The 19,168-nt window shown below is 43.4% G+C and carries 20 protein-coding genes; 13 read left to right on the plus strand and 7 right to left on the minus strand.

Annotation, left to right across the window (positions count from 1 at the left end):
* Positions 1 to 79: 79 nt before the first annotated feature.
* On the minus strand, positions 80 to 847 hold the full coding sequence (locus CTN07_RS18010) for a DUF481 domain-containing protein (RefSeq protein WP_036764500.1): 768 nt from the start codon (positions 845 to 847) through the stop codon (positions 80 to 82).
* 279 nt (positions 848 to 1,126) lie between these two features.
* On the opposite strand from CTN07_RS18010, the gene CTN07_RS18015 reads away from it, so the two are divergent.
* The 3 genes from CTN07_RS18015 to CTN07_RS18025 are packed head-to-tail and all read left to right on the plus strand — an operon-like array spanning position 1,127 to position 4,938.
* On the plus strand, positions 1,127 to 2,524 hold the full coding sequence (locus CTN07_RS18015) for a replicative DNA helicase (protein WP_036764498.1): 1,398 nt from the start codon (positions 1,127 to 1,129) through the stop codon (positions 2,522 to 2,524).
* A 38-nt stretch (positions 2,525 to 2,562) separates the two neighbouring features.
* Positions 2,563 to 3,642: an alanine racemase gene (alr, locus tag CTN07_RS18020; protein WP_005301584.1), complete on the plus strand. Its 1,080-nt coding sequence runs from the start codon at positions 2,563 to 2,565 to the stop codon at positions 3,640 to 3,642.
* 15 nt (positions 3,643 to 3,657) lie between these two features.
* Positions 3,658 to 4,938: a BamA/TamA family outer membrane protein gene (locus tag CTN07_RS18025; protein WP_005301582.1), complete on the plus strand. Its 1,281-nt coding sequence runs from the start codon at positions 3,658 to 3,660 to the stop codon at positions 4,936 to 4,938.
* 97 nt (positions 4,939 to 5,035) lie between these two features.
* Here CTN07_RS18025 and CTN07_RS18030 read toward each other — a convergent pair whose 3' ends face one another.
* Positions 5,036 to 5,455 carry a secondary thiamine-phosphate synthase enzyme YjbQ gene (locus CTN07_RS18030; protein WP_036764494.1) on the minus strand — a complete coding sequence of 140 codons (420 nt, stop codon included), beginning with the start codon at positions 5,453 to 5,455 and terminating at the stop codon, positions 5,036 to 5,038.
* 233 nt (positions 5,456 to 5,688) lie between these two features.
* Here CTN07_RS18030 and pgi point away from each other — a divergent pair, with 233 nt between their 5' ends.
* Positions 5,689 to 7,341 (plus strand): glucose-6-phosphate isomerase, encoded by a 1,653-nt coding sequence (pgi, locus tag CTN07_RS18035; protein WP_005301578.1) that lies wholly within the window; start codon positions 5,689 to 5,691, stop codon positions 7,339 to 7,341.
* Between the two features lie 88 nt (positions 7,342 to 7,429).
* Here the strand turns inward: pgi and CTN07_RS18040 are convergent, their stop codons facing one another.
* The 3 genes from CTN07_RS18040 to zur form a co-directional block, all read right to left on the minus strand.
* Entirely contained in the window at positions 7,430 to 7,636 is a 207-nt protein-coding gene (locus CTN07_RS18040) for a cold-shock protein (protein WP_005301575.1), read from the minus strand.
* Positions 7,637 to 7,905: 269 nt separating this feature from the next.
* Positions 7,906 to 8,367, minus strand: a complete 462-nt coding sequence (locus CTN07_RS18045) for a chemotaxis protein CheX (RefSeq protein ID WP_036764492.1) — start codon at positions 8,365 to 8,367, stop codon at positions 7,906 to 7,908.
* 30 nt (positions 8,368 to 8,397) lie between these two features.
* On the minus strand, positions 8,398 to 8,847 hold the full coding sequence (zur, locus tag CTN07_RS18050; protein WP_036764490.1) for a zinc uptake transcriptional repressor Zur: 450 nt from the start codon (positions 8,845 to 8,847) through the stop codon (positions 8,398 to 8,400).
* A 269-nt stretch (positions 8,848 to 9,116) separates the two neighbouring features.
* On the opposite strand from zur, the gene dusA reads away from it, so the two are divergent.
* The 8 genes from dusA to CTN07_RS18090 all read left to right on the plus strand — a co-directional run bounded on the left by dusA (position 9,117) and on the right by CTN07_RS18090 (position 16,702).
* The gene (dusA, locus tag CTN07_RS18055) at positions 9,117 to 10,097 is read left to right on the plus strand and encodes a tRNA dihydrouridine(20/20a) synthase DusA (protein ID WP_036764488.1); all 981 of its coding nucleotides are present in this window, start codon (positions 9,117 to 9,119) and stop codon (positions 10,095 to 10,097) included.
* 253 nt (positions 10,098 to 10,350) lie between these two features.
* Entirely contained in the window at positions 10,351 to 10,590 is a 240-nt protein-coding gene (pspG, locus tag CTN07_RS18060) for an envelope stress response protein PspG (RefSeq protein WP_005301565.1), read from the plus strand.
* A 132-nt stretch (positions 10,591 to 10,722) separates the two neighbouring features.
* Positions 10,723 to 11,343, plus strand: coding sequence for a TIGR04219 family outer membrane beta-barrel protein (locus CTN07_RS18065; RefSeq protein ID WP_005301563.1), 621 nt, complete (start codon positions 10,723 to 10,725; stop codon positions 11,341 to 11,343).
* A gap of 207 nt (positions 11,344 to 11,550) precedes the next feature.
* A complete protein-coding gene (locus CTN07_RS18070) occupies positions 11,551 to 11,781 on the plus strand; it encodes a hypothetical protein (RefSeq protein WP_036764485.1) in 231 nt (76 codons plus the stop codon).
* A gap of 180 nt (positions 11,782 to 11,961) precedes the next feature.
* On the plus strand, positions 11,962 to 13,788 hold the full coding sequence (locus CTN07_RS18075; RefSeq protein WP_005301561.1) for an assimilatory sulfite reductase (NADPH) flavoprotein subunit: 1,827 nt from the start codon (positions 11,962 to 11,964) through the stop codon (positions 13,786 to 13,788).
* On the plus strand, positions 13,788 to 15,479 hold the full coding sequence (gene cysI, locus CTN07_RS18080; RefSeq protein ID WP_005301559.1) for an assimilatory sulfite reductase (NADPH) hemoprotein subunit: 1,692 nt from the start codon (positions 13,788 to 13,790) through the stop codon (positions 15,477 to 15,479). The genes CTN07_RS18075 and cysI overlap by 1 nt, the downstream gene beginning before the upstream one ends.
* The gene (locus tag CTN07_RS18085) at positions 15,472 to 16,236 is read left to right on the plus strand and encodes a phosphoadenylyl-sulfate reductase (RefSeq protein WP_005301556.1); all 765 of its coding nucleotides are present in this window, start codon (positions 15,472 to 15,474) and stop codon (positions 16,234 to 16,236) included. The genes cysI and CTN07_RS18085 overlap by 8 nt, the downstream gene beginning before the upstream one ends.
* Before the next feature lie 136 nt (positions 16,237 to 16,372).
* Positions 16,373 to 16,702 carry a DUF4870 family protein gene (locus tag CTN07_RS18090; RefSeq protein WP_036764483.1) on the plus strand — a complete coding sequence of 110 codons (330 nt, stop codon included), beginning with the start codon at positions 16,373 to 16,375 and terminating at the stop codon, positions 16,700 to 16,702.
* A gap of 159 nt (positions 16,703 to 16,861) precedes the next feature.
* Here the strand turns inward: CTN07_RS18090 and CTN07_RS18095 are convergent, their stop codons facing one another.
* The gene (locus CTN07_RS18095; protein WP_005301552.1) at positions 16,862 to 17,344 is read right to left on the minus strand and encodes a DUF2780 domain-containing protein; all 483 of its coding nucleotides are present in this window, start codon (positions 17,342 to 17,344) and stop codon (positions 16,862 to 16,864) included.
* Between the two features lie 169 nt (positions 17,345 to 17,513).
* Positions 17,514 to 18,134, minus strand: a complete 621-nt coding sequence (gene bamJ / locus CTN07_RS18100) for a BamJ family beta-barrel-assembly machinery protein (protein WP_005301550.1) — start codon at positions 18,132 to 18,134, stop codon at positions 17,514 to 17,516.
* A 122-nt stretch (positions 18,135 to 18,256) separates the two neighbouring features.
* Between bamJ and CTN07_RS18105 the strand changes: the two genes are divergently transcribed.
* On the plus strand, positions 18,257 to 19,099 hold the full coding sequence (locus CTN07_RS18105; protein ID WP_005301548.1) for a LysM-like peptidoglycan-binding domain-containing protein: 843 nt from the start codon (positions 18,257 to 18,259) through the stop codon (positions 19,097 to 19,099).
* The last annotated feature ends 69 nt before the right edge of the window (positions 19,100 to 19,168 follow it).

Raw genomic sequence — 19,168 nt, forward strand, 5'->3', positions numbered from 1 at the left:
AGCTTTAATAGAAAAACCAGCCTCCGGGCTGGTTTTTTTGTTTGTGCGTATTATTTCTCGCTTTCTCGCTTTCTCGATCTTACATCTTAAACAACATATTAATCATAGTTGTTGAGTCACGCTTTTCTAGCCCATCGGGCACCCAGCTATACAGTTTCTGCGTATTGGAAATCTTAATCGCAATGCGCTCGGTAACTGAGCTGGTCATATTCAGTTCACTCTCTATCGTACTGTTACTGTTACCTACCACACCCGTTAAGCTTGCTGAGAACTCAACTGTTTTCGATGGTTTCCAAGTCATGGTGGTATAGCCACGTAAAATAGGCTCATCGACCAAGTTTCGCTTGATGATGTCGCCCGAGCCAATCTCATCTAAATTGGGCTCTTGGTGGCGATAACCGGGACCGGCTTCTGCTCGCATCTGAAAATCTTGTAAACGAAATAAACGGTAACCTAAACCACTTGAGAAGGTAAAGTCGGCATAATAAGGGCCATAACGGTCATCGATGTAATTGGCGTTACCAAAAACATAGGTTCGGTCATCGATGATCATGTTTGACTGAACTTCAATTGAACCTTTACGTTTATCTTCTTCACCGTCTTTTTCTGCCAATAAGAATTTAAATTCAGCCGTATTATAAAAGCGCTGTTTGGTGTAGATAAATTTAAGACGGGTATTCATCGACTGTGAATCTGAGTTACCTGAGAGCGATTGATAACCCAGTTCCAGCTCTGTGGTGAGAGGTGATGGCACCGACTCTTCATTCGTTTCATCGGGTGTTTGAGCTGTTTCAGCGTAGGCAGCGGTATTTGCCAATAACAATAACATCAGTAAATAGCGAGCCAAAACAACCTCTCAACAGTATAGGGTGAATATTTTTAGGAAGGGGAGTATACCTGAGCTCTTTCCTACCTTCGAATGATACTCGATTATAACGTTCACTTATGCAGCAAAGAATGTGCAGTGTATCGGGATTTTGTCAGCATTTAGTTAGGAATCACTATTTCTTCCTCCATTGCCTCACAAAAGGAGTCATAATTAAAATGCTAACGAAGAAAACTAATGGTCTCGGATTGGATAGGGTATACTAACCAGCTTCACTTTCGGTAACGCACAGCAATTCTTATGGCAGAAACTAGTAAATCGTACAAAGTAAAAGATAAACAGATGGATGCAATCAAAATGCCTCCACACTCCCTAGAAGCTGAGCAATCGGTGCTAGGTGGCTTAATGTTGGATAACGAGAAGTGGGACACCGTTGCTGAAAAAGTAGTGGCGAAAGATTTCTACAGTCGTCCCCATCGCCTTATCTTTGAATCTGCCGCCGCGATACTTGATGGTGGTCAGCCACTGGATTTGATTACGCTTTCTGAACAGTTAGAACAGAATGATAAATTAGAAGATGTGGGTGGTTTTGCCTATCTGGCTGAGCTTGCTAAAAACACCCCATCAGCGGCGAACATTTCAGCGTATGCCGATATTGTTCGTGAGCGTGCCATTATTCGAGACATGATTGGTGTGGCAAATGAAATTGCTGATGCCGGTTACGATCCTCAAGGTCGCACTACCGACGACCTACTGGATATGGCTGAGAGTAAAGTATTTGCCATTGGTGAACAGCGAACTAACGATAAAGAAGGGCCGCAGAATGTCGACTCTATCTTGGAAAAAACGTTAGAAAGAATCGAGCTGCTGTACCAATCACCACAAGACGGTGTGACTGGGGTATCGACTGGATTTAGCGATCTAAATAAGAAAACCGCAGGTATGCAGCCGTCTGACTTGATTATCGTTGCTGCCCGTCCATCTATGGGTAAAACCACGTTTGCGATGAACTTATGTGAGAACGCAGCAATGGATCAAGATAAGCCCGTTCTTATCTTCTCGCTTGAGATGCCATCAGAACAGATCATGATGCGTATGTTAGCGTCGTTATCTCGAGTTGACCAAACCAAGATCCGTACGGGTCAGTTAGATGATGAAGATTGGGCTCGAATTTCATCGACCATGGGCTTATTGATGCAAAAGAAAAATATTTTCATCGATGATAGCTCAGGCTTAACACCGACCGAAGTGCGTTCACGTGCTCGTCGAATTGCCCGAGACCACGGCGGTATCAGCCTTATCATGGTCGACTACTTACAGTTAATGCGCGTACCGGGAATGCAAGATAACCGTACCTTAGAGATTGCGGAGATTTCGCGCTCGTTAAAAGCATTAGCGAAAGAATTGAACGTGCCTGTTGTGGCGCTGTCTCAGCTTAACCGTTCCTTGGAACAACGAGCGGATAAACGACCAGTAAACTCAGATTTGCGTGAATCCGGTGCGATCGAGCAGGATGCCGACTTGATCATGTTTATCTATCGAGATGAAGTTTATCACGAAGACAGTGCGCTAAAAGGCATTGCTGAAATCATCATTGGTAAGCAACGTAACGGTCCTATCGGTACGGTTCGTCTGACTTTCCAAGGCCAGTTCTCGCGCTTTGATAATTACGCGGGTCCGGCATTTGATGAAGAATGATGAAGAATAAAAATAATTCCACAAAACTAGGATTTTGAATGAAAGCTGCGACCGCTCATATTGATACAGAAGCATTGACGCACAATTTGCGCCAGCTGAGAACTCAAGCACCCAACAGTAAGATTTTGGCCGTTGTAAAAGCCAACGCTTATGGCCACGGTTTATTGCATGTGGCAAAGAGCTTGCCAACGGTTGATGCATACGGTGCTGCACGTATTGAAGAAGCATTGACGCTGCGTGCTGGTGGAATTGTTAAACCGATTTTATTACTAGAAGGCTTCTATTCTCCTTCTGATTTACCTGTATTAGTAACCAATAACATTCATACAGTCGTGCACTCTATCGAGCAATTAGAGGCTCTAGAGCAGGCAAAACTTGATGGCCCTGTTGTTGTTTGGCTAAAAATTGATACTGGTATGCATCGTCTTGGTGTTCGCCCTGAGCAGATTGATGAGTTTATTACTCGTCTTCATGCGTGTCACAACGTAGCGAAACCACTGCGCTACATCAGCCATTTTGGTTGTGCAGACGATCTGCAAAGCGATGTGACCAATCAGCAACTTGAGACTTTCTTAGCATTAACGGAAGGTTGTACTGGGGAGCGCTCTTTGGCCGCTTCTGCTGGCGTGTTAGCATGGCCAGACAGTCACTTAGAGTGGATTCGTCCTGGTATTGTTATGTACGGGATTTCTCCGTTTGCTGAACCTGAAATGTCGGCGTCGGCTTATAACTTAAAGCCTGTGATGACCCTGACATCAAGCTTGATTGCCGTACGCGATGTGAAAAAAGGCGAGCAAGTGGGCTATGGTGGTAACTGGACCAGCGAACGTGACACAAAAGTTGGCGTTATTGCGATTGGTTACGGTGATGGCTATCCTCGTTCTGCGCCCAATGGCACACCGATATTAGTGAATGGCCGCATTGTGCCAATGGCCGGTCGTGTCTCAATGGATATGCTTACTGTCGATCTTGGCCCAGATGCTCAAGATAAAGTTGGCGATGAAGCCATTTTATGGGGTAACGGATTACCAGCTGAAGTGGTTGCTGAGCACATAGGTACGATTGCCTATGAGTTAGTAACTAAATTGACTTCGCGCGTTGCCATGACCTACACCTAACAACAGAGAATCTGGATGAGGTTGATGACATCACATATATCTAAGGCCGTGGCAGTTGCTACGGCTTTCTTTTGCTTTCCAACTGTGGGGGCCGCAAGCGGTGACGACAAGCAGGAAGATAAGAACTCTTCTTGGTATCACGATGCCGCTGCCGTCCCTTTTGCTTTTTCAACCGACAGCATGGGCTTTTCTATTGGCTTGGCCGGAGTTGTAAAAGGGGCGGGTCAACCACAGGCTTCATTGCTTGGTGCTGGGCTTGTAACCAACAAAGGCACATGGATGACCTATTTGGGGGCCTATAATTTTGCGCCATCTGAGCAAGGACGTTGGCTATTGGGAACTGAGCTTTATAGCGCAAACTATCAAGATTTTGATTACTTTCTTGGTGCGGGTGCTGGAAATGATTCCAGTACTGATGATGCCGTTATCGCCGATGCCAATGAAGCTTGGTATCAATTGAGTGCTCGTTATATTTTGCCATGGGGCAGTGCTAAGCAAGAGCCGATCAAGTCAGCACTTATTCCTACTCGTAAAATTACAGGTCATGCGCCTTGGAACAGTGGGGTCTCATCCATTGAATTTCGTCCTTTCTATCAATCACGTCAGTTTGAGCATTCTCCATCGCTGCCAACAACTCAGTTTTCAACCGCAGATAGTGTGTGGGGACTAGAAACTCGTTTAGATTGGGATAATCAAAACAATACTCGAAACCCAACCGAAGGCAGCCATACCCAAGTTAAGTTAACCTATGATCCAGGGGCATCGGAGCGACCAAGTTGGTGGAAATGGGAAATCAATCAAAGTTGGTTTTGGAATTTGGGCCAATGGGGTGATTTGTTTGATCAACAAGTGATTGCTTTTAACGTCTACACCGCAGATACCCCAAGTTGGAATAATCGCGAGAGCGTTTCTGGTCAAGAGCAATATCAGCGACCTCCTGAGTTTGCCGCAGTACGTTTAGGTGGTTTATATCGTTTACGCAGTTATCAAGGTGGACGATTTGCTGGGCGTTCAGCGCTAAGTTATAGCTTAGAGTACCGAGTAATGCCAGAGTGGCAGCCTTTAGGTGGTTGGCCTGTTTTTGATTGGTATGATGTACCGTGGTGGCAGTGGGTTGCTTTTGTTGATGCAGGACGCGTTGCCGACAGTTATTCGCTTTCTACTTTACACCAAGACATGAAATGGAGCGCAGGTGGCGCAATGCGATTCCAAGTTGAAGGGGTTGTTGTTCGTGCTGAAATGGCATGGGGCCAAGAAGAGAGCACGTTCCGAGTGATGGTGAATCAGCCGTTTTAATATCTGATTATCATGACCAGAGCAGCATAACGAAATAAAAATCAGACGGATGCTATCAGTTCTTGGCATCCGTTTTTATTTGGATAGTTATGAATGGTTACTCACCTTGTAAAGTCACCATTAAATGGCGGCGGCCACCATAATCACGGTGCTCTCCTAAGTAAATACCTTGCCATGTTCCTAATGCTAATCGGCCATTTTTAATCGGGATCATCACACTACTTCCTAATAATGACGCTTTGATATGAGCGGGCATATCATCATCACCTTCGTAGGTATGGCGATAGTAGGGCGCACGTTCAGGAACCAGTTTATTGATATGAGCTTCAAGATCGCTACGAACGGTAGGATCGGCATTCTCATTAATGGTTAAGCTGGCTGAAGTATGCAAAATAAAGATATGGCATAACCCTACTGTATATTGCGCCAGTTCAGGCAGTTGTTGTTCTATTTCGTCGCTGATCAGATGAAATCCCCGTGATTTCGCTGTCAGTTCAATCTGTTTCTGTTGCCACATCTGTATATCCTCAGGGGATCTATCCCTATTCCAAATGACTATTTATCGGTATTATCAATCTTGTTTTTCATGATTTTACGCAATGACTAGGCTTATCATATCTCGTCATACTCAGTCATTAGATGTAAAATTAGCGCATAAACCTAAATTTGGGTGCAAGAATTCCAATCGGGGGTTCGTTTAGCAATAGGATTGCTCAGCGAATGAAACACAAGAAAACTAGGAACGTCACCATGTTAAAGAACATCAATCCAACGCAAACTCAAGCGTGGAAAGAGTTAACAGCACATTTTGAAGAAGTTCAAGATCAACAACTGACTGATCTTTTTGCCCAAGATAGCGAGCGCTTTGCTAAGTTCTCTGCAACATTCGGTTCTGAGATTCTTCTTGATTACTCAAAAAACCTAATCACTCAAGAGACACTAGATAAGTTATTTGCGCTAGCAAAAGAGACCGATCTAGCTTCTGCGATTACTGCTATGTTTAGCGGTGAGAAGATTAACCAAACTGAAGATCGCGCAGTACTGCACGTAGCACTTCGTAACCGTAGCAATACACCTATCATCCTAGATGGTGAAGATGTAATGCCTGCTGTTAACGCTGTTCTAGAAAAAATGAAAAGCTTCACTAACCGTATTGTAAGCGGTGAGTGGAAAGGCTACACAGGTAAAGAGATCACAGATATCGTAAATATCGGTATTGGTGGCTCAGACCTAGGTCCATACATGGTGACTGAAGCACTTAAGCCATACAAAACTCGTTTGAACATGCACTTTGTATCAAACGTTGATGGTACGCATGTTGCTGAAACGCTAAAAGGTTTAAACCCTGAAACCACGCTATTTTTGATTGCGTCTAAAACTTTCACGACGCAAGAAACCATGACTAACGCACTAACTGCGCGTGATTGGTTCCTAGCAACAGCTCAAGATTCTGCGCACGTAGCAAAACACTTCGCAGCGCTATCAACTAACGCTCCTGCAGTTTCTGAGTTCGGTATCGATACAGACAACATGTTCGAGTTCTGGGACTGGGTTGGCGGTCGTTACTCTCTATGGTCTGCAATCGGTCTATCTATCTCTCTATCTATTGGCTTTGACAACTTTGTTGCATTGCTTGAAGGTGGCCATGAGATGGATAAGCACTTTGCATCAACGCCACTTGAGCAAAACCTACCTGTTATTCTTGCGCTAATCGGTATTTGGTACAACAACTTCCACGGTGCAGAAACCGAAGCTATCTTGCCATACGATCAGTACATGCACCGTTTCCCTGCTTACTTCCAGCAAGGCAACATGGAATCAAATGGTAAATATGTTGACCGTGGTGGTAACCCAGTAGATTACCAAACAGGTCCTATCATTTGGGGTGAGCCAGGAACAAACGGTCAGCACGCGTTCTACCAGCTTATTCACCAAGGTACTAAGCTAATTCCATGTGATTTCATTGCACCAGCAATTAGCCACAATCCAATTGGCGATCACCATCCTAAGCTAATGGCTAACTTCTTCGCTCAAACAGAAGCGCTTGCATTTGGTAAAACTAAAGAGCAAGTAGAAGCTGAATTTGTTGCAGCAGGTAAGAGCCTGGATGAAGTGAAAGATCTTGTACCATTTAAGGTATTTGAAGGTAACCGTCCAACAAACTCTATCCTAGTTAAAGAGATCACTCCTAAAACTTTAGGTTCTTTGATTGCCCTATACGAGCACAAGATCTTCACTCAAGGTGTTATCTGGAACATCCTAAGCTTTGACCAGTGGGGTGTTGAGCTAGGTAAACAACTAGCAAACAAGATCCTTCCAGAGCTAAACAGTGCAGATGCAGTAGCTTCTCACGACAGCTCAACTAACGGTCTTATCAATGCGTTTAAACAGTGGCGCAGCTAAGCGTTATTGCATAAATAGCAGATAGCTTAAACAAAAAACGCCGCACTCGATGCGGCGTTTTCGTATAACAATGGAGCGGTTACCTGTTTTACAGTGCAACAACTTCACTTGCTTGTGGACCTTTCTGGCCATCAGTGACGATGAATTCCACGCTTTGACCTTCACGCAGGGTACGACGGCCTTGAGATTGGATCGCACTGTAATGTACGAACACATCTTTGCCATCAACACCAGAGATAAAACCAAATCCTTTTTCATCGTTGAACCACTTAACGGTTCCAGTCAGTTTACTCATTTACGATATTTCCTTTGAATGAGATTGCTTGTAACGTGCTGTTGCCAGCCTCTTGCTGTTTTTGAGTATCGGCTAATTAGGTAACCAGATGCTTATCAAACATAATAAAGTCTAGCCGCTATTTTTTAAGCTGAATAGTTTTTTGTGATGATTTTATGAGCTTGGTAGAGGTTGGGAATGCAATTGGTGGAGAGAGTCACAAAGGTAAGATTCACAAGGAAAAAAGAGAAAATGCTGGCTTATTTCGACCGATAAGCCAGACATGATAATTAATCAAAACAGATCTCAATAAATGCGCGTCCATAGTCAGACTCAAACGGCATAATGATCACCGCTCCTTCACATTTGTGAGTAATGGTATGGCCGCGACCTGATACAACAGCTGGTGTTGCCATATCAAAATCGTAACCTTTGTCGGCTAAAATACGTTTGGCACCACCGGTAACCATATTGGTGATTTCACCTACCATATCTGTGATTTCTTCATTAATTCCCACCGGACGTTCGCCGACCATGCGGTGCATAATTTCTAGCGCGAGTTTCTCATCGAAGGTGATCGACATCGACCCTTTAGTTTGGGGGCCAATCATTCCGATAAGACCAGACACATCACCACGGGCAATTTCGTCTTTCTTTAATCGCGGTTTTTGCGGGCTAAGCTCCATAGTGGTCATAGTCTGTACCACGTTGAGTAAGGAGGCGAGAAATGGGTTTACAAATTCTGCTTTCATAAAGATGTTCTTTCCTTAATGTCACTAAGGCTATTGTTTTGAGCTCAAGCAGTCGCGACAAACGCCATGGCTTTCTACCACATGGTGGTCAACCTTGAAGCCGTATTTTTCTGTTTTTTGGCGCAATAGTTTGGCTAAATCATCGTCATGGCACTCTTCCACATAACCGCATTCATCGCAAATCAGCAATTGTGAGCAGTGATCGGCATGGCCTAGCACGCAACAGGCAATGTAACTGTTGGTGGATTCGACTTTGTGAATAAACCCTTGAGCCATCAAAAAGTCCAGTGCGCGATACACTGTTGGTGGCTTAGCCTGAGGTTCACTCACTTTTAGCAGATCCAGCAGTTCATAGGCAGTAATTGAGCTATGGTGCTCAATAATCAAAGCCAATACCTTTAGGCGTTGCGGTGTTAAACGCACACCTCGTTGATCACATAGCTGTTGTGCTTTTTCCAGCAGCTGTGTTTGATTTGCCATAAGACCTCAAAAAATAACGATAAGCAACTTAGTGTACCATAGCCGAGGCTTAAAGGTATTCGTTTGCGAGGAGATATAAACTGAGCAAGAGCAAATTTGAAGCATAGGGTTTCGATCTGTATAATCCCGCTCCCTATTCTTGTAACCTTGCAAGCTTTTGAGTCTGAGTTAAGACCAACGACCTCTCGATTACAAAGAAACACCATTTATCTAGCTTCGCCATAGTGGGTTATATAGCTAAGGCGCTGAAATTTAGTGAGATTTTAACTATGTATCCATCAGCTCGATTCTCTGTCGCTCCCATGCTTGATTGGACCGACCGTCATTGCCGTTACTTTCACCGTTTAATGAGTGAGCATGCTCTGTTGTACACTGAGATGGTGACAACTGGCGCGATTATTCACGGTAAAGGCGATTTCTTAGCGTATAACGAAGAAGAGCATCCATTAGTGCTACAGTTAGGTGGTTCGAACCCTGCTGATCTTGCTCGTTGTGCGAAGTTAGCGCAAGAGCGCGGTTATGATGAGATTAACTTAAATGTAGGTTGTCCTTCAGATCGTGTTCAAAACGGTATGTTTGGCGCATGTTTGATGGGCGAAGCTGAGTTGGTGGCACACTGTGTTGCCGCTATGCGTGAAGTGGTGGATATTCCTGTAACCGTTAAAACGCGTATCGGTATTGATGAGCAAGATTCTTATGAGTTTTTGACTGATTTTATCGGAACCGTAGCGGAAAAAGGCGGCTGTGATAACTTTACTATTCACGCTCGTAAAGCTTGGCTAAAAGGTCTAAGTCCAAAAGAGAACCGTGAAATTCCACCTCTAGACTATCCTCGTGTGTATCAGCTAAAACGAGATTTTCCAGAACTAACTATGGGCATTAATGGTGGCATTAAAACCTTTGAAGAGATGGAAGAGCACCTGCAACATATGGATGGTGTGATGGTAGGCCGTGAAGCGTACCAAAGCCCATACCTTATGGCAGAAGTTGATCAGCGTTTATTTGGCAGCACAAAACCTGTAATGAAACGTCGTGAAGTGGTTGAAGCGATGTACCCATACATTGAACAGCAATTGGCACAAGGTTCTTACTTAGGTCATATCACTCGTCATATGCTAGGTCTGTTCCAAAATATGCCTGGTGCACGTCAATGGCGTCGTCATATTAGTGAAAATGCTCATAAACCAGGTTCTGGCATTGAAGTACTACAACAAGCTCTGGCTAAAATTCCTGCTCATTTAGATGTGTAGCTCGTCAAAAAAGCCAATAGTTAGCTAATTAGACCAGTATTTGAGATAAGGCTGCTTACAGTAATGTGAGTGGCCTTTTTATTTACCTGAAATATAAGAGAATTTTAAATTCTTTAACTTGGCTCGGTTTGTGCAATATCGAACAATAACAAAGTCTTTAAAGCCGCTGTCTTTGTCTGATAGCTTGCGATAAAGTGAATAAATAACAACAAGAAAAAGAGCGATTAACGCTGACGATTTAGAGGATAAGGTTATGTTTGAACTGTTATTTTTATTAGCATTTACTGCGGTATTGGTATTCACAGGTATTAGTGTTATCGGTATTTTGGTGGCAGTAGCGGCAGGTTTTGCTCTGATGATGGTAGCGGGAATGCTGGGGTTAGTGATTAAGTTGCTACCTTGGATTATTGTGATTGCCATTGGTGTCTATTTCTACCGAGAGCACAAGGAAAAGCAGGCTCGTCGTGATAACGATTACCGCCGTCGTTACTAGTTGTAGGTCAGAAAGGTGTCATAGTTGGGTATAATTATGTAAATCTGACAAGAGAATTGAGCGCTATTTTTTTGCATCTGGTATATTCTTGCGGTGTCGAAAACAAATAAACCAAGAGCGGAGACTCTAATAATGAAAAAATTAGCGCTATCAGCTGCAGTGCTAGCCGCAACGTTTGCAGCAATTCCTGCCCAAGCAGATACTCTTCTAGGTGTTAAAGTTGGTGCTGATGCATGGTTCGCTGACTCTAAAGTTGCTGGTCACACGGACGATTCTACATCAGGTTCTTACTACGTTTCTCTTGAGCACTTTATTCCACTAGTGCCAAATGTTGAGATCCGTTACAACAACATTGATGCTAATAACGCAAAATTTGATCAAACTGATTTCACTGCTTACTACGAGATCCTAGATAACGATCTAGTAGCGCTGGATCTTGGTCTAACTATGACTAACTTTAGCTCAGTAAATATTGGTCCAGACCATTTTGATAAGTGGCAGCCAAGCCTATACGGTAATGCAGAAATTGGTATCCCAATGACTCCTCTTGCTGTATTTACTAAGCTAAACTACGGCAACATCGATAGTACTAAAACATTTGATGGCCAAGCTGGTGTGAAATTCACACTACCTCTAGTCGTTGCAGATCTTAACCTTCGTGGCGGTTACCGCATGATGGATTACGATTTTGATAAAGCTCGTAATGATGTGAAACTAGACGGTTGGTTCCTAGGCGCTGAAGTGGATTTCTAAGCCTTAGAATTTATTGAATAATAAAAAAGCCACGATCTTTTCGTGGCTTTTTGTTGCCTATTTTCTGCATTCTGTACCATTTTTATAAAAAGTAACTTGGTATAGTTCTCTGTAGTCGCGCAAGCGTCGCCTATACAGATAATGATATCAATACCACGTATTTGCCTATGGTGGCTGTGTGCGTGGAATGGACAGGGAGATAGGCTTATGACATTAACTGAATTACAGCGTTTATATGCACAACGCGATTTGGTTGAAGCGGTCATTGAACCTTCGATTCACGATGGTTGGATTGTGGAGTTTCGCCATCGCCGTGGAGGCTTAGTTCCGCTTACCGACAGTGGTGGTAGTGAGCAATGCTACAGTGATATTGATAGCGCTACAGAGCAGGCTTTTGAGGTAGGGTTTCATCAAGTTCGTATTGCTGATGAGTTCTAACTAATCACCTTATATATTATCCATTTTTTACTGCGCTAGAGCGATTAGGAGTCGTATCTGGCGTGGTTTATTTCTGTGCATAACCTTACAAACGGTTATAAAACATTCTTATCTATTCTTTCTTGTTATTTATAGAAGTGGCTAATCTAACCCTAAGCAATGTAGAGGGATCGAGTAGTCATGATATCAAAGGAAGCTGCAAATCCATTGACGGCATTAAGCCCGCTCAATGATCAACAACTAGCAACGTTGGCCCAAACCGCCGCCGAATTATCGCCCCAGCAACTGGCTTGGATCAGCGGTTATTTTTGGGGCTTAAGTCAAACACCCACAGTTGCTGCCGTAGCGCAAGCCACTGGGGATGTTTCGCTTAATGCCCATAGTAACCCCGCCCCTAAAGTAACCCTAATTTATGCCTCTCAAACGGGTAATGCTAAAGGTGTTGCGCAGGAAGTCGCGACATTCTTAAATCAACATAACATTGAAAACCAGGTGGTTGCGGCAGGAGATTACAAAGGAAAAAATCTTGCTAAAGAAACGTATGTTGTGCTGGTGGCATCGACGCATGGGGAAGGTGAAGCACCAGATGATGCGGTCGAACTGTATGAGTTTATGCAATCGAAAAAAGCTCCCAAACTGGAACCGCTCAATTATGCGGTGATTGGGTTGGGTGATTCGAGTTACGAATTTTTCTGTCAGACGGGTAAAGATTTTGATGCTTTCTTTAAGCGATTAGGGGCGAAGGCGTTTGTGCCAAGAATTGATTGTGATGTCGATTACAGTGCAGACATCAGTACTTGGCAAGGACAAGCGTTAGAGCAGATTCAACAAGCTCTAACGACATCAGCTCAAGTGGTTCCGTTACCTATTAGCCACAGCAGTGCTCAGGCTATTAACTACAGCAAACAAAATCCGTTCACGGCTTCTTTAAGCGTGCAGCAAAAGATTACGGGACGCAACTCCAGCAAAGATGTTCGCCATATTGAAATTGATCTTGAAGGGTCTGGATTACGTTATGAGCCAGGGGATAGTTTGGGCATCTGGTATCAAAATGATCCTGAGTTGGTCTCGCAACTATTGAGCACGTTAGGTTTAGATGGGGAAACGTTAGTCGACGTTGATGGCGAGACATTATCGCTTGCGACAGCTTTGCAGCATCATTATGAGATCACCGCAGCCAATCCTTTATTCGTCACAAAATACGCTGAGTTATCTCAAAGTAAACGGCTACTTAAATTAATCACCAATAAAGATAAATTGCGCCAATACGCGGCAGAAACTCAGATTGTTGATGTGATAGCAGAAAAAAAAGCGCAATTGACCGCCACTGAATTATTAAGTCTCTTACGTCGTTTAACCCCAAGGCTTTATTCCATCGCATCCAGTATGAGTGAAGTTGGTGAAGAAGTGCATCTCACCGTAGGGGTTGTGCAATACCAGCAGAAAGATCAGATCCGTTTGGGTGGTGCATCGGGCTTTTTAGCACAACGTTTAGCGGAAGATGATGCGGTAAAGGTTTTTGTTGAAACCAATAACCATTTCAAATTACCAGAAAATGACAGTACCCCCATTATTATGGTTGGGCCAGGAACGGGAATCGCACCATTTCGCAGCTTTCTACAAGAACGTGATAATCGTGAAGCCTCGGGTAAAAACTGGCTACTATTTGGCGATCGTAGTTTTACGGAAGATTTTCTCTACCAGGTGGAATGGCAAAAGTATTTGAAATCGGGCCTGTTGACTCAACTTGATGTGGCGTTTAGTCGAGATCAAGTCGAGAAAGTGTATGTCCAACATCGGCTATTAGAGCATGGCAAACAGGTATGGCAATGGTTAGAAGACGGCGCTTATTTTTATGTCTGTGGTGATGCAAGTCAAATGGCAAAAGATGTTCATCAAGCTCTGCTGACTCTCGTACAGCAACACGGTAATAAAAATGCAGAACAAGCCGAACAGTACTTGGCAGAACTAAGAAAAGCAAAGCGTTATCAAAAGGATGTGTACTAATGAGTGAGCAAAAACTATCAGACAATGAGCGTCTAAAACGAGAAAGTAATCATCTACGTGGCACCATAGAGCAAGACCTAAACGATGCTATTACTGGGGGATTTACCAGTGATAACTTTCAGCTCATTCGTTTTCATGGCATGTATCAACAAGATGATCGAGATATCCGTTCTGAACGGGCAAAACAGAAACTCGAACCGCTCCACAATGTGATGTTACGAGCCAGAATGCCAGGTGGTGTGATAACCCCTAAGCAGTGGCTGGCTATTGATAAGTTTGCAACCGAGCACAGTTTATATGGCAGTATTCGCCTGACAACACGACAGACTTTTCAGTTTCATGGTGTCCTTAAACCCAATATCAAATTGATGCATCAGACGTTAAATCAGATCGGGATTGATTCGATTGCTACCGCAGGAGATGTAAACCGTAATGTGTTGTGTACCAGTAACCCGATTGAGTCTAAGTTGCATCAACAAGCTTATGAATGGGCAGCAAAAATTAGTGAGCATTTATTACCGAAAACTCGCGCCTATGCTGAGATTTGGCTCGATGGTGAAAAGCTAGAAACTACAGACAAAGAGCCGATTTTAGGCAGCACCTATTTGCCTCGTAAGTTTAAGACGACTGTGGTGATCCCGCCGCAAAATGATGTTGATGTGCATGCCAACGATCTCAATTTTGTTGCCATTGCTCAAGAAGGGGAGTTGGTTGGTTTTAATGTTTTGGTCGGTGGTGGGCTAGCAATGACTCATGGTGATAAGAGTACCTATCCACGCCGTGCCGATGATTTTGGTTTTATTGCTCTAGAGCACACCCTTGCAATTGCTGAGGCTGTAGTGACGACTCAGCGCGATTGGGGAAATCGTTCTCACCGTAAAAATGCCAAAACCAAATACACCTTAGATCGGGTAGGTGTTGATGTCTTTAAGGCTGAGGTAGAAAAACGTGCAGGTGTGAGCTTTGCTCCAAGTCGCCCTTATGAATTTACCGAGCGAGGCGATCGCATTGGTTGGGTACAAGGTATTGATGGTTATGAGCATCTAACTTTGTTTATTGAAAATGGACGACTATTGGATTTCCCTGATAAACCGCTTAAAACCGGGGTCGCTGAAATTGCCAAGATCCACCAAGGTGATTTTCGTATGACAGCAAACCAAAACTTAATCGTGGCAAAAGTCCCTTTAAGCGAGAAGGCTCGGATCGAAAAGATCGCTCGTGATCACGGCCTGATCAATGATGGGGTGAGTGAACAACGCAAAAATTCGATGGCCTGTGTCTCGTTACCTACTTGTCCTTTAGCCATGGCAGAAGCAGAGCGTTTTCTTCCCTCTTTTGTCACTGATGTTGAGCAAATTCTACAGCGTCATGGTTTACCTACCGATGACAACATTATTCTTCGCGTGACGGGCTGTCCAAATGGTTGTGGTCGAGCGATGTTGGCAGAGATTGGGTTAGTCGGCAAAGCGCCTGGACGTTACAACTTACATCTTGGTGGAAATCGCAGTGGAACCCGAGTGCCTAAAATGTACCGAGAAAACATTACTGTTGCTGAGATCTTAACGGAGATTGATCAACTGGTTAGCCGTTGGGCTAAAGAACGTGAAGCTCAAGAAGGGTTTGGGGATTTTACGATTCGAGCTGGAATCATCGCTCCTGTTGAAGTATCAAAGAGGGACTTTTATGCCTAAACACCATTATGATCTTTTAGCATTACTGGCTCAACCTAAGGTCAGTCAAATCTTAGCCTTGGCTGAAATTAATGCTGAGCTTGAAACCTTTACCGCGCAGCAACGGGTTGAATGGGCATTAGATCATTTGACGGGAGAGTTTGCTTTAGCTTCAAGTTTTGGCATTCAATCTGCTGTTATGTTGCATTTGGTCACGCAAATCAAACCAGATATTCCGGTTATCTTGACCGATACTGGGTATTTATTTCCTGAAACCTATCAGTTTATTGATAAGTTAACTCAGCAACTTAATTTAAACTTACAGGTTTATCGCGCTCCATTAAGTCCGGCGTGGCAAGAAGCTAAATATGGTCAACTTTGGCTGCAAGGTATTGATGGCATTAAACGTTATAACCAGCTCAATAAAGTCGAGCCGATGCGCCGAGCTTTAGATGAGCTGAAAGTGGGGACTTGGTTTTCTGGATTACGTCGTCAACAATCGAGTACTCGCGCCTCTTTACCCGTATTAGCTATTCAAAATGGAGTCTTTAAATTTTTACCTGTGATTGATTGGAGTGATGAGGATATCGCCCATTATATTGAAGCTCATCAACTCTCTTATCATCCTTTAAAAGAGCAGGGATATCGCTCCATTGGTGATGTTCATACAAGTGAAAAGTGGCAACCCGGTATGAAAGAAGAAGAAACGCGTTTTTTTGGTTTAAAGCGCGAGTGTGGCTTACATGAAGATCAAGAAGCAGATGGTTCTGGTATTTAACCATTATAACTGAGTGATTTTTGGTATTTTCATCGAGTTTTTCTCTTCAATTAGAAAACCCAATTGACAATTTATAAAACACTGCTCAATAATGCTTGTCAGATATTTTTTGTTGGTGATTTAAGGGGATAGCTTTATGTCAAATGGACAAAATAATGCCAAGATCATTTATATCCTATATTTGGTAGGTCTTGTGATCGGGGTGACCGGTATTGTTGGTGTGATTATGGCGTATGTAAATAAAGGCGATGCACCGCAATGGCTTCAAGATCACTTCCGCTTCCAAATTCGTACTTTCTGGATCGGTCTGTTATTGCTGTTTGTTGGCGGTATTTTAAGTTCGGTCTTTGTTGGTTTCTTTATCGTTATTTTTGCTTATGTTTGGTACATCGTTCGCTGTGTCAAAGGCATGAAGTCACTATCGCAAGGTCAAGCCCCTGCCAATGTTGAAACTTGGTTATTCTAAGCTGTAATTTGACCTGCTTATCATACAAAAAAGGACTCTAGCGAGTCCTTTTTTCGTTTGGGCTTTTAGCTAAAGCCCTTCGTTCTTAATCTGTTTTGTATCTACTAATACAAGGTGAAGCTATGATTAGTAGGAACTCAATGATTAATGGGAACTAAATCAGTTCGTTGGTGCCCATACATTGGCAAGGGTCGTTAGCAAGTTTTGATTTGCGCCTTGCTGTTTTAAAAATTGCATAATAACAGGAGCAAACTCATCAGCAGTTTTGCTATCAATACCTAAGATACTAAATACTTTATTGAGTGTGCTAGGATCGTCAAGTAGACCACTTAATCCAGCAGGGATCGCATCAGCAAGAGCTTTACTACCTGGAATTAGGTTTTGCAGTTCTTTGGCTTGATCGCCTTGCAGTTCACTTGAAGCAAACGCTAATAGTGCACTAGCACCGCCAGCCGCTTGTTGTGGTGATACACCAAGTTTGTTTGTTAGTAGCTGAGTTAGTGGATTGTTTGCAATTGCAGAGGTTGTTTGTTGCACATCCGAGCCGCCGAAGATATCTGATAGGCTAAATGCATAGCTCATAGTGCTGGTGGTTAGCATACCGATTACAGCTAACGCAGTTAAAGTATGGCGCTTGTTCATGACAATTTCTCCTTATTAGTATGGTGTACATCCTAGAGCAGAAATCGAAATTGGGCACTACTTTATATGCTAAAAGGGTATTTTTGAAATTATTTGTTATTTTTTGAACAAAAAACGGCGCAAGAAGCGCCGTTTTATGACAATGTGACAGTATTGAGTTGGGATTAACTTATAGGATGTCTAGAAGTTCAACTTCAAATACTAGTGCCGCGTATGGAGGGATAGCAGCACCCGCACCACGCTCACCGTATGCTAGGTTTTGTGGGATGTATAGTTTCCACTTAGAACCTACAGGCATTAGCTGAAGAGCTTCAACCCAACCAGCGATAACGCCAGTTACAGGGAATTCAGCTGGTTGACCACGAGATACAGAGCTGTCGAATACAGTACCGTCAGTTAGAGTACCATGGTAGTGAACACGTACAGTCTTGTCTGAAGTTGGGATTTCGCCGTTACCTTCAACAAGTACTTCGTACTGAAGACCTGAATCAGTTACAGTTACTTCTTCACGTAGCGCGTTATCAGCAAGGAATGCTTCGCCTTCAGCCGCAGCAGCTTTTGCTTGAGCTTGACGAATTTCTTCAGCACGCATGTGAAGTTCACGAAGTGCATCATTGATTTCGTCAACTTCGATTTCTGGCATTTCGCCAGTTAGAGATGCAGCAATACCTTTTGCGATAGCTGCAACGTTTAGGCCTTCAAGACCGCTGTGTGCAAGTTGTTGGCCCATTTGTAGACCGATACCGTAACTTGCTTTTGTTTCAACTGTATCCAGTTTTACATCGAACATGATGATCATCTCTTTGGTCGAGTGAATTAAGGGTGCAGGATAACAGGTTATTCCTATTGCGGTAAACTGTTGTCAGTCTGATTCGGCTATTGCGTGATCGGAATTGCTATGGAGTGGATATTATGGGACAGGCTAATCGCCGTTTAAGTAGAAAAAATAGAACCAAACGAGATACCAAAGATATGAACGCGCTAAAACAACGCCTATTAGATGGCATTGCTCCCTTAACTGTCGGATGGCAAAAATTACCAACATTTCATCGTCGAGCCGTAACGGTAGTTGGGGTATTAATGATAGGTGCTTTTTTCTTACCAACCAGTAATGACCTCCAATCAGATCTTAATGATGGCAGTAGTGACGGTCGCCGTGAAATCAGTTTAGATTTAGGCGGTGTGGTTACCCAGCCTGAAATATCAACAACCTCTTCAACCTCTGATGGTGATAAGCAAGGTACGATTAAACTGGATATTTCTGCGACCACCAACCGTGCTCAAGATGACAAAGCGCCAGATGATAAAGCTTCGGGTGCAGCTAAAGCGGTCAAAGATCCTAATCAGCCACATCCAACTGGCGGTATGGTTGATAATGGTCCTCGTCCAGAGTTAAAACCTTATCCATCGAAAATCTATCCATTGGATGGCTCTGCACCTTATATGGAAAAAGTGAAAAATGCCGCAGCTCAAGAAGCTAAAATTCAAGCGTCTGCTGGGCCTTGGCGTTCGTATACTGTGCAGTCTGGTGAAACGCTGGCGAATATTTTCCGTAAGCTATCACTCAATGATCGTGATGCTTTCTTAATGGCTAAAGTCGAGGGTAGTGATAAACCTATTAGTCGTATTCATCGTGGACAGGTTCTGCGTTTTCGTACCAATAGCAGTGGTGAAGTTACAGATCTGCAAATTACCGATGATGGTCGTACGGTCAGCTTTGCTCTACAACCAACGGGTAGTTATCGCCGTCAGTAGTCGTATTTCTAATACATATAAAAATGCCGCAACGTTATTTGTTGCGGCATTTTTTATTTTTTGTCGTCA

The sequence above is a fragment of the Photobacterium damselae genome, assembly GCF_003026815.1.
In the GTDB taxonomy this organism is placed as follows: domain Bacteria; phylum Pseudomonadota; class Gammaproteobacteria; order Enterobacterales; family Vibrionaceae; genus Photobacterium; species Photobacterium damselae.

Bases quoted from the DNA above. Each gene is read 5' to 3' on its own strand.
- CTN07_RS18095 (WP_005301552.1), bottom strand. From the start codon at position 17,344: ATGAACAAGCGCCATACTTTAACTGCGTTAGCTGTAATCGGTATGCTA.
- CTN07_RS18090 (WP_036764483.1), top strand. From the start codon at position 16,373: ATGTCAAATGGACAAAATAATGCCAAGATCATTTATATCCTATATTTG.
- CTN07_RS18085 (WP_005301556.1), top strand. From the start codon at position 15,472: ATGCCTAAACACCATTATGATCTTTTAGCATTACTGGCTCAACCTAAG.
- dusA (WP_036764488.1), top strand. From the start codon at position 9,117: ATGTATCCATCAGCTCGATTCTCTGTCGCTCCCATGCTTGATTGGACC.
- CTN07_RS18075 (WP_005301561.1), top strand. From the start codon at position 11,962: ATGATATCAAAGGAAGCTGCAAATCCATTGACGGCATTAAGCCCGCTC.
- CTN07_RS18105 (WP_005301548.1), top strand. From the start codon at position 18,257: ATGGGACAGGCTAATCGCCGTTTAAGTAGAAAAAATAGAACCAAACGA.
- CTN07_RS18045 (WP_036764492.1), bottom strand. From the start codon at position 8,367: ATGAAAGCAGAATTTGTAAACCCATTTCTCGCCTCCTTACTCAACGTG.
- cysI (WP_005301559.1), top strand. From the start codon at position 13,788: ATGAGTGAGCAAAAACTATCAGACAATGAGCGTCTAAAACGAGAAAGT.
- CTN07_RS18015 (WP_036764498.1), top strand. From the start codon at position 1,127: ATGGCAGAAACTAGTAAATCGTACAAAGTAAAAGATAAACAGATGGAT.
- CTN07_RS18025 (WP_005301582.1), top strand. From the start codon at position 3,658: ATGAGGTTGATGACATCACATATATCTAAGGCCGTGGCAGTTGCTACG.
- CTN07_RS18065 (WP_005301563.1), top strand. From the start codon at position 10,723: ATGAAAAAATTAGCGCTATCAGCTGCAGTGCTAGCCGCAACGTTTGCA.
- CTN07_RS18030 (WP_036764494.1), bottom strand. From the start codon at position 5,455: ATGTGGCAACAGAAACAGATTGAACTGACAGCGAAATCACGGGGATTT.
- CTN07_RS18040 (WP_005301575.1), bottom strand. From the start codon at position 7,636: ATGAGTAAACTGACTGGAACCGTTAAGTGGTTCAACGATGAAAAAGGA.
- alr (WP_005301584.1), top strand. From the start codon at position 2,563: ATGAAAGCTGCGACCGCTCATATTGATACAGAAGCATTGACGCACAAT.
- pspG (WP_005301565.1), top strand. From the start codon at position 10,351: ATGTTTGAACTGTTATTTTTATTAGCATTTACTGCGGTATTGGTATTC.
- bamJ (WP_005301550.1), bottom strand. From the start codon at position 18,134: ATGTTCGATGTAAAACTGGATACAGTTGAAACAAAAGCAAGTTACGGT.
- CTN07_RS18070 (WP_036764485.1), top strand. From the start codon at position 11,551: ATGACATTAACTGAATTACAGCGTTTATATGCACAACGCGATTTGGTT.
- pgi (WP_005301578.1), top strand. From the start codon at position 5,689: ATGTTAAAGAACATCAATCCAACGCAAACTCAAGCGTGGAAAGAGTTA.
- zur (WP_036764490.1), bottom strand. From the start codon at position 8,847: ATGGCAAATCAAACACAGCTGCTGGAAAAAGCACAACAGCTATGTGAT.